This window comes from Achromobacter sp. UMC46, assembly GCF_014170335.1.
Lineage (GTDB): Bacteria > Pseudomonadota > Gammaproteobacteria > Burkholderiales > Burkholderiaceae_B > Achromobacter.
Genome location: NZ_LZZS01000042.1, coordinates 124,354 through 142,044, shown reverse-complemented (window position 1 = coordinate 142,044; position 17,691 = coordinate 124,354). Strand labels below are relative to the sequence as shown.

The 17,691-nt window shown below is 66.7% G+C and carries 17 protein-coding genes; 6 read left to right on the top strand and 11 right to left on the bottom strand.

Features of this window, described 5'->3' with window-relative positions:
• Positions 1 to 222 precede the first annotated feature (222 nt).
• The 7 genes from A9973_RS30885 to gpmA form a co-directional block, all read right to left on the bottom strand.
• The gene (locus A9973_RS30885) at positions 223 to 1,635 is read right to left on the bottom strand and encodes an FAD-binding oxidoreductase (RefSeq protein WP_183011829.1); all 1,413 of its coding nucleotides are present in this window, start codon (positions 1,633 to 1,635) and stop codon (positions 223 to 225) included.
• Positions 1,632 to 2,351 carry a FadR/GntR family transcriptional regulator gene (locus A9973_RS30880; protein WP_183011830.1) on the bottom strand — a complete coding sequence of 240 codons (720 nt, stop codon included), beginning with the start codon at positions 2,349 to 2,351 and terminating at the stop codon, positions 1,632 to 1,634. The genes A9973_RS30885 and A9973_RS30880 overlap by 4 nt, the downstream gene beginning before the upstream one ends.
• 82 nt (positions 2,352 to 2,433) lie before the next feature.
• Positions 2,434 to 3,630, bottom strand: coding sequence for a GGDEF domain-containing protein (locus tag A9973_RS30875; RefSeq protein WP_183011831.1), 1,197 nt, complete (start codon positions 3,628 to 3,630; stop codon positions 2,434 to 2,436).
• Positions 3,631 to 3,771: 141 nt separating this feature from the next.
• The gene (locus tag A9973_RS30870; RefSeq protein ID WP_183011832.1) at positions 3,772 to 4,527 is read right to left on the bottom strand and encodes a molybdopterin-synthase adenylyltransferase MoeB; all 756 of its coding nucleotides are present in this window, start codon (positions 4,525 to 4,527) and stop codon (positions 3,772 to 3,774) included.
• The gene (locus tag A9973_RS30865) at positions 4,524 to 5,969 is read right to left on the bottom strand and encodes a S41 family peptidase (protein WP_183011833.1); all 1,446 of its coding nucleotides are present in this window, start codon (positions 5,967 to 5,969) and stop codon (positions 4,524 to 4,526) included. Before A9973_RS30865 ends, A9973_RS30870 begins: the two co-directional genes overlap by 4 nt.
• An 84-nt stretch (positions 5,970 to 6,053) precedes the next feature.
• Positions 6,054 to 7,652, bottom strand: coding sequence for a murein hydrolase activator EnvC (locus tag A9973_RS30860; protein ID WP_183011834.1), 1,599 nt, complete (start codon positions 7,650 to 7,652; stop codon positions 6,054 to 6,056).
• A gap of 189 nt (positions 7,653 to 7,841) precedes the next feature.
• Positions 7,842 to 8,594 carry a 2,3-diphosphoglycerate-dependent phosphoglycerate mutase gene (gpmA, locus tag A9973_RS30855; RefSeq protein WP_183011835.1) on the bottom strand — a complete coding sequence of 251 codons (753 nt, stop codon included), beginning with the start codon at positions 8,592 to 8,594 and terminating at the stop codon, positions 7,842 to 7,844.
• 184 nt (positions 8,595 to 8,778) lie between these two features.
• Between gpmA and A9973_RS30850 the strand changes: the two genes are divergently transcribed.
• The 5 genes from A9973_RS30850 to A9973_RS30830 are packed head-to-tail and all read left to right on the top strand — an operon-like array spanning position 8,779 to position 12,229.
• The gene (locus A9973_RS30850; protein ID WP_183011836.1) at positions 8,779 to 9,201 is read left to right on the top strand and encodes a rhodanese-like domain-containing protein; all 423 of its coding nucleotides are present in this window, start codon (positions 8,779 to 8,781) and stop codon (positions 9,199 to 9,201) included.
• Between the two features lie 48 nt (positions 9,202 to 9,249).
• Complete coding sequence (gene grxC / locus A9973_RS30845) at positions 9,250 to 9,507, top strand: glutaredoxin 3 (RefSeq protein WP_006224674.1); 258 nt, start codon at positions 9,250 to 9,252, stop codon at positions 9,505 to 9,507.
• 39 nt (positions 9,508 to 9,546) lie between these two features.
• On the top strand, positions 9,547 to 10,089 hold the full coding sequence (gene secB, locus A9973_RS30840; RefSeq protein ID WP_183011837.1) for a protein-export chaperone SecB: 543 nt from the start codon (positions 9,547 to 9,549) through the stop codon (positions 10,087 to 10,089).
• Positions 10,090 to 10,104: 15 nt separating this feature from the next.
• Positions 10,105 to 11,187: an NAD(P)H-dependent glycerol-3-phosphate dehydrogenase gene (locus tag A9973_RS30835; protein ID WP_183011838.1), complete on the top strand. Its 1,083-nt coding sequence runs from the start codon at positions 10,105 to 10,107 to the stop codon at positions 11,185 to 11,187.
• A gap of 49 nt (positions 11,188 to 11,236) precedes the next feature.
• Positions 11,237 to 12,229 (top strand): tripartite tricarboxylate transporter substrate binding protein, encoded by a 993-nt coding sequence (locus A9973_RS30830; RefSeq protein WP_183011839.1) that lies wholly within the window; start codon positions 11,237 to 11,239, stop codon positions 12,227 to 12,229.
• Positions 12,230 to 12,276: 47 nt separating this feature from the next.
• Here the strand turns inward: A9973_RS30830 and A9973_RS30825 are convergent, their stop codons facing one another.
• On the bottom strand, positions 12,277 to 12,747 hold the full coding sequence (locus tag A9973_RS30825; protein ID WP_183011840.1) for a tRNA (cytidine(34)-2'-O)-methyltransferase: 471 nt from the start codon (positions 12,745 to 12,747) through the stop codon (positions 12,277 to 12,279).
• Positions 12,748 to 12,840: 93 nt separating this feature from the next.
• Positions 12,841 to 13,587, bottom strand: coding sequence for a ComF family protein (locus A9973_RS30820; protein ID WP_370539418.1), 747 nt, complete (start codon positions 13,585 to 13,587; stop codon positions 12,841 to 12,843).
• Between the two features lie 51 nt (positions 13,588 to 13,638).
• Between A9973_RS30820 and A9973_RS30815 the strand changes: the two genes are divergently transcribed.
• Positions 13,639 to 14,574: a methyltransferase domain-containing protein gene (locus A9973_RS30815; protein ID WP_183011841.1), complete on the top strand. Its 936-nt coding sequence runs from the start codon at positions 13,639 to 13,641 to the stop codon at positions 14,572 to 14,574.
• Positions 14,575 to 14,630: 56 nt separating this feature from the next.
• Here A9973_RS30815 and A9973_RS30810 read toward each other — a convergent pair whose 3' ends face one another.
• Both A9973_RS30810 and A9973_RS30805 read right to left on the bottom strand, forming a co-directional pair.
• Complete coding sequence (locus A9973_RS30810; protein WP_183011842.1) at positions 14,631 to 15,872, bottom strand: YbdK family carboxylate-amine ligase; 1,242 nt, start codon at positions 15,870 to 15,872, stop codon at positions 14,631 to 14,633.
• 327 nt (positions 15,873 to 16,199) lie between these two features.
• A complete protein-coding gene (locus tag A9973_RS30805; protein WP_183011843.1) occupies positions 16,200 to 17,669 on the bottom strand; it encodes a TrkH family potassium uptake protein in 1,470 nt (489 codons plus the stop codon).
• Positions 17,670 to 17,691 lie beyond the last annotated feature (22 nt).

Below are 17,691 nucleotides of genomic sequence, written 5' to 3'. Positions count from 1 at the left end.
CTGAAGGCAGCGGCCACAGGCCGCAACGAAGATGACGAGAGGGCAGTCCGGAGCGAAGGCTCCGGACCGCAATCGTGGGCGCGCGCCACCCACCCGACCCCGGCGACGAGCGACCTACGAAGCTCCCCATCCGCGCCTACAAAACAAAACCCGACAAAGCTCCGCCGCGAGCAACCAACAGAGCACTACCCCGCCGACTCGAAGATCGCCCCAAAAATCTCCCTACAGCAACTTCCCCGGATTCATGATCCCACCCGGATCCATCACCCGCTTGATCTCCCGCATCAACCTCAACTCCACGGCATCTTTGCTATGCAGGAAATGCTCCCGCTTCAACTGCCCGATCCCGTGTTCCGCTGAAATGCTCCCGCCATAGCGGTTCACTTCGTCCAGCACCGCATCCGTGATCGCCGCACCGTTTATTGCCACCCAATCCCGGTCAGCGCCTGCCGGGCGCGACAGGTTGTAGTGCAGATTGCCGTCGCCGAAGTGGCCGAAGATGAAGGGGCGGATATCGGGGTACAGCGCGCGCACGCGCGCCTCTGCCGACACCATGAAGTCTGGAATGCGTTCGATCGGCAACGACACGTCGTGCTTCAGGTGCGGGCCGTCCGCGCGTTGCGCTTCCGAGATTTCCTCGCGCAGCTTCCATAGCGTCTGCAGCTGCGACAGCGATGCCGACACCGCCGCGTCCAGGCACAGGCCGCGTTCCAACGCCGTGCCGATCACGCTTTCCAGCAGCGTCGTCAGGCCTGCCTCGTCCGCCGTGTCCGCCAACTCCACCAGCACATACGCCGGGTAGCGCTGATCGAACGGTTCCTGCACACCTTCGGCGTGCGTCAGCACCAGATCCAGGCAATCGCCCGAGAAGTACTCGAACGCCTGCAGGCGCGCGCCGCACTGCTCGAACAGGATCTCGAACAACTGCAGCGCCTGCGCCGGCGACTCGACGGCGGTCAGCACCACCGAACGCACATCCGTGCGCGGGAACAGGCGCAGCGCCACTGCCGTGATCACGCCCAGCGTGCCTTCGGAGCCGATCAGCAACTGCTTCAGGTCGTAGCCCGTGTTGTCTTTGCGCAGCGTGCGCAAGCCGTTGAAGATTTCCCCGGTGGGCAGCACCGCTTCCAGGCCCAGCACCAGTTCGCGCGCCATGCCATAGCGCACCACATTCACGCCACCGGCATTGGTGGCGACGTTGCCGCCGATCTGGCTGGAGTCTTCCGCCGCCAGGCTCAACGGCAGCAGGCGTCCCGCGTCCTGCGCCGCGCGGCGCAGGTTGCCCAGAATGGCGCCGGCTTCGGCCACCATCGTGTTCGCGACGGTATCGATGGAACGCACGGCGTTCATGCGGTCCAGGCTAAGCACCACGTTCTTCGGGCTGCCGTCCGGCGTGGCGCCGCCGCACAGGCCGGTGTTGCCGCCGCGCGGCACCACCGGCACGCCTTCCTGCTGGCACAAGGCCAGGCAGGCAGCAACGTCGGCCGTATTGCGCGGGCGAACCACGGCCTGGGCATGGCCGTTGTACAGGCCGCGCCAGTCGGACAGCCAGGGCGCGATGTCCGCGTCGGCGGTGTAGACGGTATCGGGGCCCAGGGCCTGGGTAAGGCGTTGCGTGAAGTCGGAGGCGCTCATGGTGTCTGCGTTGCCGCGGAAAAGAGGGGATCGAGTTGCAGGCGGCGCGCCGCCTGCTGCAAATGGAAGACCGCCGCTTGGCGGGCCTGTTCGGGATTGCCCGCGCGGATGGCCTCGAACACGGCGACGTGTTCCTGGTGCACCGCCGCGGTCAACCCGTCCTGCAAACGGCTGTTGGACCGCGCGGTGCGGACCGCCAACCGCAATTGCAGATTCAGGTACTGCAACAGGTCTTGATAGGTGCTGTTGTGGGTAGCCGCGGCAATCGCGACGTGGAACGCCACGTCGTGTTCGACGCCTTCGTCGGGATGTTCAAGATGGGCTTCCAGGTCGGCCAACGCCTGGACCATGGCGGTCAGGTCGGCGGCGTTGCGGCGCACGGCCGCCAACGCCGCCGCGCCCCCTTCCAGGTCCATCCGCAATTCATAGACGCCGGCCAGTTGCACGCGGTCCACGCCGATGCCGCTGGACACCTGGAAGCCCTGGGTCCCGGTGCGCGACACCACGGTGCTGCCGGAGCCCTGGCGGCTTTGGATCATGCCCTGGGCGCGCAGGCGTTCCGTCGCCTCACGGATCACGGCAGCGCTGACCCCGTACTGCTCGGCCAGGATGCGGCCGGGCGGCAGCTTGGCGCCGACGGGGTGCACGCCATCGGCGATGTCCGTGGCGATCTGGCGGGCGACCTGTTCGGTCAGGGTCAGGGTCTTGGTCAGCATGGGCGGATTATAAGCTTATTTTTCAGGTTATCTGATAACTCTTGACCGAGTTCCGCCTCCAACTATCAGCCCCTGCCCGTGTTCAGGCCGTGGCGGGTTCCCCGTTGGCGCCGGCCAGCGCGGCATCTTCGACGTCGTCGTCCCCCACGATCTCGCAGCAGCGGCCGCCGCGCGCCTTGGCGCGGTACAGCGCGGCGTCCGCCGAATCCAGCGCGGCCTGCGGGCTGCGATTGGCGCCCGAAATGATCGAAATGCCGATCGAAAGCCCTACGCTGACTCGCGTGCCGTCCGCCAGCGAGATAGGCTGGGAGGCGTCGCGCAGCAGGTGTTCGCCCAGCCGCAACGCCGCCGTGGCGTCGATGCCTGTCACCAGCACAATGAACTCGTCGCCCCCGATCCGGGCGGCCACGTCGTCCACCCGCAGCATCCCGCGCATGCGCTGGGCGACGGTGGTCAGCACCTGGTCGCCGGCGGCATGGCCGTAGGTGTCGTTGATCCGCTTGAAATCGTCCATGTCCATGTACAGCAGCGCGGCGTGACTGTCATGCCCGCGCGCGCTGGCGCAGACGCGCTCAAGCGCCACCTGCAGCCCGGCACGGTTGGCCAGCCCCGTCAGCGCGTCTTCGCTGGCGCGGCGTTCGCTGTCGCGCTCGGCCAGCATGGTCGACACCAGGATGCGGTTCAGCCGGTGCGACGCGATGCTCATGCTGACGAGATAGAACGGGATCTGGATGAAGACGATGGCCGTGACGTATTCGCCGGTGAACAACGCGCCCAGGCACATGGGCCCCAGGCTCAGGAAGATCATCGCGCCGACCAGCCGGGGCGCGCCGTAGTTGCGAAAGCAGATGCCGCCCGCCATCGCGCCGCAAGACACGCCCGCCAGGGTAGCGGCCAGCCAGTCCCCGTTCAGGAAGGTGATGAACACGCCGTAGCCCACGCTGAAGGCCCACAGCAGCGCCAGCAGAATGTAGACGTCGGTATGGGTGTTGCCGCCCTTGGGCGCCGCGCGCAAGGCGGCGCGCAGGATCGAGACCCGGACGACGGCCAGCACCAGCTCCAGCACCAGCCAGGAGATGTACAGGGGCTCGGGGCGGCGCCAGGTGACGACGCCGGAAATCATCAGGGTATTGATGACGCCGCCGGCGAAGATGGGCAGCGTACCGAACAGGCTGGCGATCAGCGCCGCGCGGATATCCGCGGGCGTGTCTTGGCCGGCGTGCGTCAACCAGCGCGTCAGGCGCCACTTGGGCAAGCTGAACTTCAGTCCTGTATCCACACCGTCACGTCCATCGCCGTTACCTGAATTGTGTAGGCTGGCTGGCGTTATAGCAGGTATTTCAAGCCTTTAATATTGTCCCGAAGGGCAATAAGGCCATGGTGTGAGACGAAATCCGCCGCTTGGGACCCGGGGCCCGCTTCAGTGTCCGCGATGGCCGCAAACCGCGCATTCGGGGTCGCGCTGGACGTTGACGCTGCGCCATTGCATGGTGCGCACGTCCAGCCACAACAAGCGGCCGGACAGGCTTTCGCCCACGCCGGACAGCAGCTTCAGCGCTTCGGCTGCCTGCATGCTGCCGATGATGCCGACCACTGGGGCGAACACGCCCATCGTGGCGCAGTTGGCTTCCTCGACGTCGTCCGCTTCCGGAAACAGGCAGTGGTAACAGGGCGCGTTGTCGTCGCGCAGGTCGTACACGCTGACCTGCCCGTCGAAGCGGATCGCCGCGCCGGACACCAGCGGCTTGCGGTGCTGCACGCAGGCGCGGTTGATGGCGTGGCGGGTGGTGAAATTATCGGTGCAGTCCAGCACCAGATCGGCAGCGGCAACGGCGTCGGACAACGACTGGTCTTTCAGGCGTTCGACGCGCGCATGAACGTGCGCCTGGGGATTGAACGCCGCCAGCATGTCGCGCCCGGATTCGGCCTTGGGGCGGCCGACGCTGGCGGTGGTGTGGAGGATCTGGCGTTGCAGGTTGCTGAGCTCGACCACATCGTCGTCAGCTAGCGTGATGTCGCCCACGCCGGCGGTGGCCAGGTAGAGCGCGGCGGGTGAACCCAGTCCACCCGCCCCAACGATGAGCACACGCGCCGCCAGAAGTTTTTCCTGCCCTTCGATGCCTAGCTCGTCGAGCAGGATGTGGCGGGCGTAGCGCAGCAATTGCTCGTCGTTCATTTGTCCTTGCTGGGCTCGACTCCGGTCGGCGTGATCTTCATGCGCGTGGGCGTGCCGCCGCCGGCCTTGGCGTCCGCCTTGGCTTGCGCGCGAGCCGAGCCCTTCTGCACCGGCTTGCCGGCCAGCACGTTCAGCGCTTGCTGCAGCTGGAAGTCGTCCTTGCCGCCGAATTCGAACACCTTGGTCGGCACGTCGACGTTGTCCTGATCCGAATTGGACTTCACTTCGTTGGCCGTACCCGGGTTGGACAGGTGGCGTTGCAGGTCGGCTTCGCGCGGCAGGCGGAACAGGTCGCCGTCGGCCGTGTCGGCAACGACGTAATCCGGTTCGATGCCCGTGGCCTGGATCGAACGGCCGTTCGGCGTGAAGTAGCGCGACGTGGTCAGCTTGACCGCGGTGGTTTCGGACAGCGGCAGGATGACCTGCACCGAGCCCTTGCCGAAGGTGCGGTTGCCCAGCACCTTGGCGCGCTTGTGGTCTTGCAGCGCGCCGGCCACGATCTCGGAAGCCGAGGCCGAACCCACGTTCACCAGCACCACCATCGGCACGGTCTTGGTCCAGGCCGGCAGGCCGGCCAGGTAGTTGCTTTCACCGCGGGCGTATTCCGACGGCGTGGCCAGGTACTTGTGGCGGGCGTCGGGCGTGCGGCCATCGGTGGACACCACCAGGGCGTCGGTCGGCAGGAAGGCGCCGGACACGCCGATGGCGCTGGTCAGCAAGCCGCCCGGATCGTTGCGCAGGTCCAGGACCAGGCCCTTGAGCGGTTCTTTGGCGCCCAGCTCCTTCAGTTCCTTGGCAAGGTCCGAACCGGTCTTTTCCTGGAACTGCGCGACGCGGATGTAGCCCACGCCGTTGTCCAGCATCTTGCTGCGCACGCTGCGCACCTTGATGATGTCGCGGACGATCTTCAGCACGATGGGCTGGGGACGGTCGGCGCGCATGATGGTCAGCGTGATCGGCGACTTGGGTGCGCCGCGCATGAGCTTGACCGCATCGTTCAGGGTCATGCCCTTGGTGGGTGTGTCGTCGATCTTGATGATCAGGTCGCCGGCCATGACGCCTGCGCGCGCGGCGGGCGTGCCTTCGATCGGCGAGATCACCTTCACGAAGCCGTCTTCCGCGCCGACCTCGATGCCCAGACCGCCGAATTCGCCTTGCGTGGCCGTCTGCATTTCGCGGAAGGCGTCGGCATCCAGATAGGCGGAATGCGGATCCAGGTTGGAGACCATGCCGGAGATGGCATTGTCGATCAGGGTCTTGTCGTCGACCGCTTCGACATAGTTGTTCTTGATGGCGGCGAAAACGCTGGTCAGTTGCCTGAGTTCGTCCAGGGGCAATGGACTGCCGCGCTGGGCGACGGCTGTCACTCCAACACTAAGCAATACGCCAGCCACCGCACCGATGGCTATCAGACCGAAACCGCGAAACTTGCGAGTGCCCATGCACACTTCCCGAATTTTGTTTTCGCCGATGGGGTTTGGTAATTCACCAACGGTTATTTACCAACGACAATTTTGCCAATGCCCCTACTGGGCCAGCCACTGGGCCGGATCCACAGGAGCGCCACGATGGCGAATTTCAAAGTATAGGCCGGATTCCACTTGGCCGCCGGTTGCCCCTACCGTAGCAATAGTATCGCCACCTGTCACCGAATCTCCCACCCGTTTGAGCAGACTTTGGTTGTAAGCATAGACCGTCAGGTACTGCTGGCCATGATCCACAATGATGAGGTTGCCAAAACCGCGCAGCCATTCGGCGTAGACGACGGTACCGGGAGCCACTACTTTGACGGGGGTGCCTTCCGGCGCGCGCAGCACCACGCCACGCCAGACGCCGCCGTCCGGGCGGTCGACCCCGAAACGGCCCTGCACCTGCCCGCGCACCGGCATGGCCAGGCCATGCTTCAAACCGCTGCCGCCGCCAAGCGGCACGGCACGGGCGGCCTGCTGGGCCGATGCACTACGGGTTGGAGTGGTTTCGGCCTCGACGGGTTCCGCCTTTTTGGGGGGCTCCGCCGGTTTTTCCGCCGCGGGCGGCGGCGTGCCTGCCGGATCCGTCAGGCGGGTGTGCCGCTGTTCAGCCGGACGTAATCCGGCGGCGTCCGGGTCGGCCACGGCGACCGGGCCGCGGTTCTGGCGCGACGCCGCTTCCACTTGTTCGCGGGCCTGGGCCGCATCGCGGGCATCGCGGCTGTCGCGGTCGCGCCGGGCGGCGTCATCGGCCGCTAGCTTGCGGTCCGCCTCGGCCTTCTTGCGGGCGTCGTCCGCGCGGCGCTGCGCTTCGGCACGCTTTTTGGCGTCTTCGGCCGCGCGGCGGGCTTCTTCTACCCGGCGGGCCTCTTCGGCCTTCCTGCGCGCCTCTTCGGCCTTGCGGGCCTCTTCGATCTGCTTGGTGATCGCCGCGTCCAGGTCGGTGATCAGGCGGGACAGGCGCTGGTCGTCGCGGCCCAGCTTGTTGGCTTCGGCACGCTGGGCGGCGATCTGCCCTTCCAGCTGCGCCAGCAGCGTGGCGCGCTCTTTCTGCTGGCCAACCAGGGCAGTCTTCTGCTCGGAGGTTTCGGCCACCACTTTTTCAATTTCGCCGCGGCGCGCGTCGGCGCGCGTCTGCAAGGCGGCCAGGCGTTCGATATCGGCCCGCAGCGCCTGCACGGCGTTGGCGCGGGCCTGGGACACGTAGTCCAGATAGCCCAGATTGCGGCCCAGCACCTGGGGATCGTCGCCGGACAGCAGGGCCGTCCAGGGCGACACGCCGCTGGTGTATTGGGTGCGCAACTGCTCGGCGAGCTCGGTGCGGCGCTTGGCCAGCACGGCTTCTTGGGCGCCGATCTGCTTTTCCAGGCCGGTCAGGTCGGCCTGCGCCTGGCGGTTGGCGTCGGCCAGCTCCCGCAAGCGCAGGTTGATCTTGGAAATCGAGGATTCCGACTGTTTGAGCGCGTCGGCCGCTTCCTTGCGGGCGGCCTCGCGGCCGTCGATGTCCTTTTGCAAGTTCTCGATGCGGTCGCGCAAGGCGGCCTGCTGGCGTTCGGCGTCGGACTGGCGTCCGGCAAGGTCGTTGGGCGCCGCCTGAGCCGACAGCCCCCCACCGGCCAACATGACCGCCAACAACCACCCTGCCGTGCGACGCATAGAAGGACCTGCTCTCACCGGAGGGAGCCTCGCACAGGCTGGAAATCGGGTGCCAGGCTAGGCGTGGCCGACGCCGCGTGGCCTGCACCACGCAAGGTGGTCACAACGACGCTTGGCGCCCGAGTTCCAGCCTGCCCGAAGGGTGATTGCGCAATCATGCGAGGTTCCATCTGGTGTGAACAGGTCCTTTTAGTCCTTCTTAGCCTTGCCTTGGGCTGCGACGGCAGCCATGGCCGCCTCGATCTCGGCGGCATCGCCCAGATAATAGTGGCGGATGGGGCGCAGGTCATCATCCAATTCGTAGACCAGCGGCTGGCCGGTCGGAATATTCACGTTGACGATGTCGTCGTCCGACACATTGTCCAGGTGCTTGATCAGCGCGCGCAAGCTGTTGCCGTGGGCGGCGACCAGCACCTTGCGGCCGGCGAGGATGGCCGGGGCGATGGATTCGTTCCAGAACGGCAGCACCCGGGCCACGGTGTCTTTCAGACACTCGGTGGCCGGCAGCTGGTCGGCCGGGATCTTGGCGTAGCGGCTGTCGAAACGCGGATGGCGCTCGTCGTCCAGCGACAGCGGTTCCGGGGCGATGGCGTAGGCACGGCGCCAGACCAGGACCTGCTCGTCGCCGTACTTGGCGGCGGTTTCGGCTTTGTTCAAGCCCTGCAGCGCACCGTAGTGGCGTTCGTTCAGGCGCCAGTTCACGCCCACCGGGGTGTACATGGCGTCCATGGCGTCCAGCGCGATCCACAGGGTGCGGATGGCACGCTTGAGCAGCGACGAATAGGCCAGATCGAAGGTGTAACCCTCTTTCTTCAGCAATTCTCCGGCCTTGCGGGCCTGTTCACGGCCGGTTTCGGTCAGGTCGACGTCAGTCCAGCCGGTGAAGCGGTTTTCCAGATTCCACTGGCTTTCGCCGTGGCGCATCAGAACAAGTTTATGCATGGTTTGGCACGCTTTCCGCGCGGGTTAAAGTTAGGGGATGGTTAAAGAATGCGCTCATTTTATAATTGAGTGATTTTGCCCTTGATTTTGCCCCGGCGCACCCGTCCATTTCCATGGCGCGGCGCCTGAGGCGACGCCAAGGGTTCGCCCCTACCTGGCTTGTCGCCGTACTTCAGGATGCCCCGTGGATCTTCTGCAATTCTTGCTCGATAAAAACAACGTCTTCATCGTCGCCGTCGCCGTCATCGCCGGCGTGATGCTAGCCATTCCCGCGCTCCGCAAGGGGCGCAGCGGCTCGGCCGTCAGCACCGGCGAGGCCATCCAGATGGTCAACCAGCGCAACGCCGTCTGGGTCGACGTGCGTACCGCCGAGCAGTTCCAGGCCGGCCACATCGCCCAGGCCCGCAACGTGCCGGCCGCCGACATCGAACAAAAGGCCGCGTCGCTGCCCAAGAACAAGCCTTTGGTCGTGGTTTGCGACAATGGCCGTGACTCCGCCCGCGCCGCCACCAAGCTGCGCGCGCAGGGTTTCACCGACGTGGTGCCGCTGGATGGCGGCATGCGCGCCTGGTCGGCCGCCAGCCTGCCGGTGACCCAGAAGGGTTGAGCCGGGGCGCCCGTCCCCTTCTTTCAACTCCGAATCGCAGGAGCGCCTATGAATAAAGTTGTCATGTACAGCAAGGACTATTGTCCTTATTGCGCCCGCGCCAAGGCGCTGCTCGAGCAGCGCGGCGTGGCCGACCTGGAGATCATCCAGATCGACCGGGACCCGTCCCAGCGCGATGTCATGATCGAACGCACCGGCCGGCGCACCGTGCCGCAGATCTTCATCGGCGATACCCATGTCGGCGGTTGCGACGACTTGATGGCCCTGGACCGCTCGGGTGGCCTTGCCCCCTTGCTGAACGGCTAATCGCCCTTACCTTTGCCCCTCCCACCAACGGAAACACTCATGGCTGATCAAGACCAAAACACCCAGCAAGAAGGCGGCAACGACGCGCCCTCGTTCAATCTGCAACGCGTCTACCTGAAAGACCTTTCGCTGGAAATGCCGAATGCGCCCCACGTCTTCCTGGAGCAAGAAGCGCCCCAGGTTGAAGTGAGCATCACCGTGGGCGGCCAGCGTCTGGCCGAAACCGTGTTCGAGACCACGGTCACCGTCACCGTCACCACCCGCATCAGCGACAAGGTCGTGTACCTGGTCGAAGGCACGCAAGCCGGCATCTTCGAAGCCGCCAACATCCCGGAAGAGCAGCTGGATCCGCTGCTGGGCATCGTCTGCCCGACGATGCTGTACCCGTACCTGCGCGCCAACATCGCCGACGCGATCACCCGCACGTCGATGCCGCCGCTGCACCTGACGGAAGTCAACTTCCAGGCCCTGTACGAGCAACGTCTGGCCGAACTGCAACAGCAGCAAGGCGGCGCCGCCAACGGCAACGGCAATGGCAGCGACTCGGGCATCATCCTGCCCCCCAGCGCCACGCGCCAGTAAGCACACCCTGCCCCGATGAACCATCCCACAGAGCCGCGCTTGCGCGTCGCCGTCCTGGGTGCGGGAAGTTGGGGCACCGCGCTGGCGGCGGCCTCCAGCCGCCGCCACGCCACCCTGCTTTGGGCGCGCGACGCCGCGCAGGCCGCCAGCATGGCCGCCACGCATGAGAACGCGCGCTACCTGCCTGGCATCTCCCTGCCCCAGGCCCTGAATGTCTCCTCCGATCTCGACGCCACGCTGCGCAGCCTGCAAGACGAGGGCGCGCGCCGCCTGATCGTGCTGGGCGTGCCCGTGTCCGGGCTGACCGCCATTTGCGGCGAATTGTCGCGCCGGCTGCCCGCCTTGGGATTGCAGGACACCCCCATCGTCTGGACGTGCAAGGGCTTTGAAGCCGACACGGCCAGGCTGCCTCACGAAATCATGCGCCAGGCGTTGCCTGACGCAGTCGGCGGAGCACTGTCCGGCCCCTCTTTTGCGCGCGAAGTCGCCCAGGGCCTGCCCGTGGCGCTGACGGTCGCCAGCACCAGCGCGGCCTTGCGCGACGCCACCACCGCCGCCTTCCATGGCGCCGCGCTGCGCGTCTACGCCAGTACGGACCTGGTGGGCGTGGAAGTGGGCGGCGCGTTGAAGAACGTGATCGCCGTCGCCTGCGGCATCGGCGACGGGCTGGCGCTGGGCACCAATGCCCGCGCCGCGCTGATCACCCGCGGCCTGGCCGAAATGACGCGCTTCGGCGTGGCGCTGGGCGCCCGCGCCGAGACCTTCGCAGGGCTGACCGGCCTGGGTGACCTGGTGCTGACCGCCACCGGAGAACTGTCGCGCAACCGCCGCGTCGGCCTGGAGATCGGCGCCGGCCGCAAGCTGGCCGACATCCTGGCCAGCGGCATCACGGCCGAAGGCGTGCGCTGCGCGCGCGCCGCGCTGAACCGCGCCCGCGCCATCAACGTCGAATTGCCCATCACTGAAGCCGTCTGCGCCGTGCTGTTCGACGGCGTGGCGCCCATGACCGCCGTGTCCGCCCTGCTCGCGCGTGACGCGCGCGACGAAAGCGCCGATGCGGGCGGCCCGCTGGACCCGTCGCTGGGCGGCCATCTCTGACCCCTCCCTAACAACAAGACACCGCACCGATTCCGAGGAGACATCCTTCATGACGCAAACCCGAAAACTCCGGGTCGGCCCGCTTCTGCGCGGCCTGTGCCTCAGCCTGGCCGCCGTGCTGCCGGCCGCCGCCCACGCCGACTGGCCCGACCACCCCATCCACATGGTCGTGCCCTTCCCGCCCGGATCGTCGCCCGACATCCTGGCGCGCACGATCTCGGAGCCGCTGTCACAGGCGCTGGGCCAGCCCATCGTCATCGACAACAAGCCGGGCGCGGGCGGCAACATCGGCACGCGCGTCGTGTCGCAGGCCAAGCCCGACGGCTACACGCTGCTCTATACGATCAACGGGCCGCTGGTCACGGCGCCCACGCTGTACAAGAAGACGCTGGGCTACGACCCGCTGACCGACCTGGCCCCCATCACGCTGGTGGGCACCAGCCCCAACGTGCTGGTCGTGCCGGGCAGCTTGAAGGTCGACAACGTCCAGGACTTCGTCAAACTGGTCAAAGGCCGCGGCAATTCGCTGAACTATGGTTCCGTGGGCCCGGGCAGCTCGGCCCACCTGGCGATGGAGATGTTCAAGGAAAGCGCCGGCGTGGACCTGGCGCATATCCCGTATTCGGGATTTCCGCAGGTCATCACCGCCATCATCGGCGGCGACGTGCAAGCCGGCTTCATGGTGCCGGCCATCGCCGTGCCGCAGGCCCGCGACGGCAAGGTCAAGCTGCTGGCGGTGACCAGCCTGCAACCCAGCGAGGCGCTGCCGGGCATCCCGACGATGGCTTCGCAGGGCTACCCCGACTTCGAAGCCATTTCGTGGAACGCCGTGCTGGCCCCCGCCGGCACGCCGACGCCGATCATCGAACGGCTGAACAGCGAACTGGCCCGCATCATCGACAGCGAGGCCGTGCGCAAGCAGCTGGCCCTGCAGTACTTCACCCCCGCGGCGTCCACGCCGGAAGCCCTGACCGCCCGCATCAAGAGCGAAAAGGCGCGCTGGGACCAGGTGATCGAAAAGCTGAAGCTGTCGCTGGACTAAGCGGCCGGGAATAAGCCCCCTGGAAAACGCCGCCTGGGCCAGGCGGCCTACACGCCGCCTTCGAAGCCTTGCTGGCGCCAGGCTTCGAACACCGTCACCGCAACCGCGTTCGACAGGTTCAGGCTGCGCTGGCCCGCGCGCATCGGCAGCCGCAAGCGCTGCTGAGGCGCGAACATCGCCTGATGCTCCGGCGACAGCCCCGCCGTTTCTCGGCCGAATACGAACACGTCGCCCGGTTTGAAACCGATATCCGCCACGCTGCGCTGCGCCTGCGTGGTCAGCGCGTAGATGCTCGACGCATCGGCGCCGGTGTCGTCCAGCGCCTCTTGCAGCGTGTCGTGCACCCGCACGGGCTGCCACTCGTGATAGTCCAGGCCGGCGCGGCGCATGCGCGCGTCATCCAGTTCAAAACCCAAAGGGCGCACCAGATGCAATTGGGCCCCGGTATTGGCGCACAGCCGGATGGCGTTGCCGGTATTGGGGGGGATCTCGGGGCAGACGAGGATGACGTGGAACATGGCGGATAAGGAACTAGGACGGCTTGCGGCGCCAGATTGGCCGCGCAGGCGGATTGTCGCCGATTTGCCGCCGGGACGCGCTGCCGCTCGCCTTCAAGGCGTACGCGCCGCCACCACGATGGTCACGCTGGCGGCACCTGCCGCCAGCAAGGCGCTTGCGGCCGCCTGCACCGTGCTGCCTGTCGTCATGACGTCGTCGACCACCGCCACGTGGCGCCCGCGCACCCGGGAAGACGCGGCGAACAAACCCGTTGCGCCCGTCTGGCGGGCGCGCCGTCCAAGCGATGTCTGGCGGGGCGTTTCCCGGCGCCGCCGCAGCGCGCCGCGCGCCAAGGGCAACGCCAGTTCGGCCGCCAGGCTGCGGGCGATTTCACCCGCCGGGTTCATGCCGCGCAGGCGCAGCGACGCGCGGCTGGCGGGCACCGGCACCAGCAGGCAGCCCTCGGGCAACCCGCCACCACGCCGGATCTCCGCGGCCAGCAGCCGGGCCAGCACTGGCGCCATGCTCAGGCGCAGCCGGGTCTTGAGCATCTGGATCAGGGCATCGGCAGGCGGGGTGTAGTCGAACGCGGCGAAGGTCCGCCCGTAGGCCCATGACCCACCCAGGCACGCCGGGCAAGCAGGCGCCAGGGCGGGCAACCGCAGCGCGCACCGGGGGCACCGGGACCGGCCGCCCGGCAAGGCGGTGATGTCGGTTTCGCAGCCACTGCACAGCCGCGCGCCCGCCACCCGCGCGCCGCATAGCGGGCAATCGCAGCCGATCCGCGACCACACCCGCCGCCCCATGCCTTGTAGGGAGAATCGGGCCCGGCCGCCGGGATGCGCAATAATGTGTGCCATCCCTCATGAAATCATGTTCCGCCCCGCGGCGAAGACGCGGGCGCGACCGAAATGTCCCTGCCAGAATCCGCACCGCTCCCCTCCCTTCCCCTCGTCAGCGCCGACGTGCCCCGCCAGTTCGCCCGCCGTGGCGACTTGTCCGACGCCCAGTTCCTCTATGGGGAAGTGGCCCGGCGCATGCTCGGCCGCCTGCAATACATCCGCGTGCAGCCCCAGGCGATGCTGGACGCGGGCTGTGGCGCGGGCGACAACCTGCCGCTGCTGCGCGAGCGCTATCCGGACGCCGGCTATACCGGGCTGGACAACTGCGAGCCGTTGCTGGAACGGGCCCGCAAGCGCCATGCGCCTGCCGGCCTGGGCGCCTGGATCGGCAAGCTGGCCCGCCGCGGTCCGACGGCCCCGGCCTTCCTCAATGCCGATCTGGCGGATACCGGCCTGGCCCCCGAATCGCTGGAACTCGTATGGTCCAACCTGGCCATGCACTGGCACCGCGCCCCGCACGCGGTGCTGGCGGAATGGCGCCGCATCCTGAAAGTGGGCGGGCTGGCGATGTTCTCGTGTCTGGGGCCAGCCACCCTGCGCGAACTGCGCCAGGCCCTGACCGATGCCGGCCTCGCGACCGCCACGCCGTCCTTCGTGGACATGCATGACTTCGGCGACCTGCTGGTGGAAAACGGCTTTGCCGATCCGGTCATGGACCAGGAACTGCTGACCCTGACCTACCGCAGCCCCGAAAAACTGCTGCAAGATGTGCGCGCGCTGGGTGGGAATCCTGCCGAGGGCCGCCGCGGCGGCCTGGTCGGCCGGGACTGGCGCGACCGCCTGTACGCCGCGCTGGAAGCGCAACGCCGGCCAGATGGCCTGATTGCCTTGAGTATCGAAGTAGCGTACGGCCACGCCTGGCGCGCCGCCGCGCACCGCACGGTGGCTGGAGAGACCCGGTTGTCCGTCAGCGCGATCGGCGGGCGGCACCGCGGAAATCCTTGAAGCGCGGCCCCATCCGGGGCCGCTTCGTGCTTGGTGCCTGGTTGCTTCGTGCTTACTTAGTGCAAGCGTTCCGGCAGCGGCACGCTGACGCCGGGTTCAGAGGCCGACAACGGCTGCATCGGCTCTGAATTGGCGCGGATGCGCCGGCGCAGGACCGCGGTGGGTTCGGCCGGGGCAGCCCCGGCCGGCTCGCCACGCCAGGTGTGCGTCATCGCGTCCACCACCAGCGGCAGATCACGCAGGCGATGGAATTGGCTGCGCAGCCACCGCGCATCGTTGCCGCTACGCATGGCTTCGTCGCGCAAGGCAGCGATCATGTCGCCCGTCCCCAGTTCTTCCGCCACCGGCATCAGCCGCTGAAACAACGCCCGCAGATGGTCCATCAGGCGCAAGCGCTGGCCTTCCGGCGTGACGTAGCTGCCCTGCAGGCCGAAACGGCAGGCCTGGAAGTGGTTGCTGCGGTAAGACAGCCACGCACTGTCGCTGGGATCGTCCTCGCGCATCAGCAAGACCGCCAGCGCCTGGGCGAAGGCCGCGATCTGGCACGCGCGTTCAACCGTCAACGGCGTATCGCACACGCGGATCTCCACCGTGCCGAACTCCGGCTTCGGGCGGATATCCCAGTACAGGTCCTTGATGCTCTCGGCCAGGCCGTAGGCGCGCAGTTGCGACAGGTGGGCCTCGAACTGGTACCAGTCCTTGACGTCGGGCGGCATGTGGCCAGCCAGCGGGAAGCTGTTGACCGCGTTCAGGCGCGAGCACGAAAACAGCGTATCGACGCCCTCGCAATACGGGGACGAGGCCGACAGCGCGATGAAATGCGGCACATACGGCGACAGGCGGCGCAACAGTTTGATAGAGTCGTCGCCGCTCTTCACACCCAGGTGGATGTGCTGGCCGAAGACCGTAAATTGACGCGCCAGGTAACCGTACATTTCGGCCAGGTACTGGAAGCGCGGGGTATCCGAGATGGAGCGCTCTTGCCAGCGCATGAAGGGATGGGCGCCGCCGCCGGCGACCGCGACGCCGACCGCGTCGGCCGCTTCGACCAAGGCGTCGCGCATCTCGCGCATTTCGGCCAAGAGGCCCATGGGGTGCTCATGCACCGAGGAATTCAATTCGATCATGGACCGCGTGATTTCCGGTTTAACGCGGTCGGCAATGGGATGGTTGGCCATTTGGGCCAGCAGCTCGTCAGAGGCTGCGGTCAGATCAAAACTACGGGGGTCGATCAGTTGCAGCTCGAGTTCGATGCCCAGGGTGTTGGGGGCCGACGAAATGAACGGGATCTGTTCCATCTCGGACTCCTTTGAATGTTTGATGAGGGACGCGCCGTTCGACCTTGAAGCCCGGCAGCTTCCCGGGGGGCACTAGACGGCGACTTGTGAACGCATGATAGCCGCAGGTTTGTGGCAAAACGATTGAAAATCGTGACATTTGTGTGCAACATCGCGAAGCATTCGGTTTTGCCCTCTGAGGGGCAGTGAGCAAGCGCTCACAACATAGAAATGGCGCGGCTCGCGGGCCGATGGCGGCCGGAATGGCAGTCGGGAAGCGGTTTCCGAGACCGGGCGGGATAACCCTGATTCGGGTTTTCCCTTATAAAATTTCGGGCCCGGTGGCCCTTATTTGCGCCAGAAAATCGGCGTGAACAGCACCAGGACGGTCAGCAGTTCCAAGCGGCCGATCAGCATGGCGAAGGTGCAGACCCAGATCTGGAAATCGGACAGCACCGCGAAGTTGCCCATGGGGCCAACGGGGCCCAGGCCCGGCCCGGTGTTGTTGACGCTGGCGAAAACGGCCGAGAACGCCGTGATCGGGTCCAGGCCCGACAGCAGCAGCAGGCTCGTGAATACCGCGATGGAAAGCCCATAGAACAGCATGAAGGCCAGCACGGACGACATGGTCCGGCTGTCCACCGCCCGGCCATTGATCCGCACGGGACTGATCGCATGCGGATGCAACATTGTTACCAGTTCATTGCGTGCCTGCTTGACCAGCAGGATCGCTCGGATCATCTTGATCCCGCCCCCGGTGGACCCCGCCGACGTGGCAAAACCCGACAGCAGCAGCATCGTCAGCGGCGCGAACAGGGGCCACTGCGCGAAGTCGGTGTTGGCGTAGCCCGTGGTGGTGGCCATCGAAATGGTGTTGAACATGCCATAGCGCAGCGCCTCCAGCGGCGAGCCATAGACGCCCTTCACGTACAGGAAGATGGAAATGACCAGGCCCGCCCCCAGCACGAGGACCAGGTAGGGCACGGCTTCCGGGCATCGCCAATAGGCGCGCGCGCTGCGCTGGCGGAACGCGTTGAAGTGGGTGGCGAAGTTGATGCCGGCGATCAGCATGAACACCATGGCCACCATTTCCACGGCGACCGAGTCGAAATGGGCGAAACCGTCGTCCCAGGTCGAAAACCCGCCCAGCCCCATCGTCGTGGCCATGTGGCACCAGGCCTCGAACCACGACAGCCCCACGGCGCGGTAGGCCAGGAAGCACAGGATCGAGAACACGAAATACACCGCGTACAGGGCCTTGGCCGTGCTGGCGATGCGCGGCGTCAGGCGCTCGTCTTTCATGGGACCCGGTGTTTCGGCCCGCACCACCTGGTGGCCGCCGACCCCCAGCAGGGGCAGAATCGCCACCGCCAGCACCAGGATGCCCATGCCGCCGATCCAGATCAGCGTGGCGCGCCATAGGTTGATCGACGCGGGCAACGCATCCAGGTTGGTCAGCACCGTGGCGCCCGTGGTCGTCAGCCCGGACATGGCTTCGAAGTAGGCGCCGGTGAACGACAGCGGCAGCCCGGCCCCGTGGAAGTAGAGCATCAGCGGAATGGCCGCCAGCAGCGGCAGTCCGGCCCACACGGCCGACACCAGCACGAAGCCGTCGCGGGCGCGCAGTTCGCAGCGGCTGCGTCGCGTCAAGGCGGCCAGCCCGCCCCCGATGCCCACCGAAATCAGGAAGCCGTTCAGGAAGGCTTCGCGCGCCGCATCGCCGCCCACATAGGCGACAAGCAGCGGGATGAGCATGGTGAGGGCGAACATCACCATGGTCAGGCCCAGGATATAGAGGGTGCCCAGGACGCGCTTCATGGGAGCCTATCCGGTGGCGCGC

What these genes read in the sequence shown, in the direction of transcription:
- A9973_RS30885 (WP_183011829.1), bottom strand. Translation starts at nt 1,635, where the DNA reads ATGAGCGCCTCCGACTTCACGCAACGCCTTACCCAGGCCCTGGGCCCC.
- A9973_RS30880 (WP_183011830.1), bottom strand. Translation starts at nt 2,351, where the DNA reads ATGCTGACCAAGACCCTGACCCTGACCGAACAGGTCGCCCGCCAGATC.
- A9973_RS30870 (WP_183011832.1), bottom strand. Translation starts at nt 4,527, where the DNA reads ATGAACGACGAGCAATTGCTGCGCTACGCCCGCCACATCCTGCTCGAC.
- A9973_RS30865 (WP_183011833.1), bottom strand. Translation starts at nt 5,969, where the DNA reads ATGGGCACTCGCAAGTTTCGCGGTTTCGGTCTGATAGCCATCGGTGCG.
- A9973_RS30860 (WP_183011834.1), bottom strand. Translation starts at nt 7,652, where the DNA reads ATGCGTCGCACGGCAGGGTGGTTGTTGGCGGTCATGTTGGCCGGTGGG.
- gpmA (WP_183011835.1), bottom strand. Translation starts at nt 8,594, where the DNA reads ATGCATAAACTTGTTCTGATGCGCCACGGCGAAAGCCAGTGGAATCTG.
- grxC (WP_006224674.1), top strand. Translation starts at nt 9,250, where the DNA reads ATGAATAAAGTTGTCATGTACAGCAAGGACTATTGTCCTTATTGCGCC.
- secB (WP_183011837.1), top strand. Translation starts at nt 9,547, where the DNA reads ATGGCTGATCAAGACCAAAACACCCAGCAAGAAGGCGGCAACGACGCG.
- A9973_RS30835 (WP_183011838.1), top strand. Translation starts at nt 10,105, where the DNA reads ATGAACCATCCCACAGAGCCGCGCTTGCGCGTCGCCGTCCTGGGTGCG.
- A9973_RS30830 (WP_183011839.1), top strand. Translation starts at nt 11,237, where the DNA reads ATGACGCAAACCCGAAAACTCCGGGTCGGCCCGCTTCTGCGCGGCCTG.
- A9973_RS30825 (WP_183011840.1), bottom strand. Translation starts at nt 12,747, where the DNA reads ATGTTCCACGTCATCCTCGTCTGCCCCGAGATCCCCCCCAATACCGGC.
- A9973_RS30820 (WP_370539418.1), bottom strand. Translation starts at nt 13,587, where the DNA reads ATGGCACACATTATTGCGCATCCCGGCGGCCGGGCCCGATTCTCCCTA.
- A9973_RS30815 (WP_183011841.1), top strand. Translation starts at nt 13,639, where the DNA reads ATGTCCCTGCCAGAATCCGCACCGCTCCCCTCCCTTCCCCTCGTCAGC.
- A9973_RS30810 (WP_183011842.1), bottom strand. Translation starts at nt 15,872, where the DNA reads ATGGAACAGATCCCGTTCATTTCGTCGGCCCCCAACACCCTGGGCATC.
- A9973_RS30805 (WP_183011843.1), bottom strand. Translation starts at nt 17,669, where the DNA reads ATGAAGCGCGTCCTGGGCACCCTCTATATCCTGGGCCTGACCATGGTG.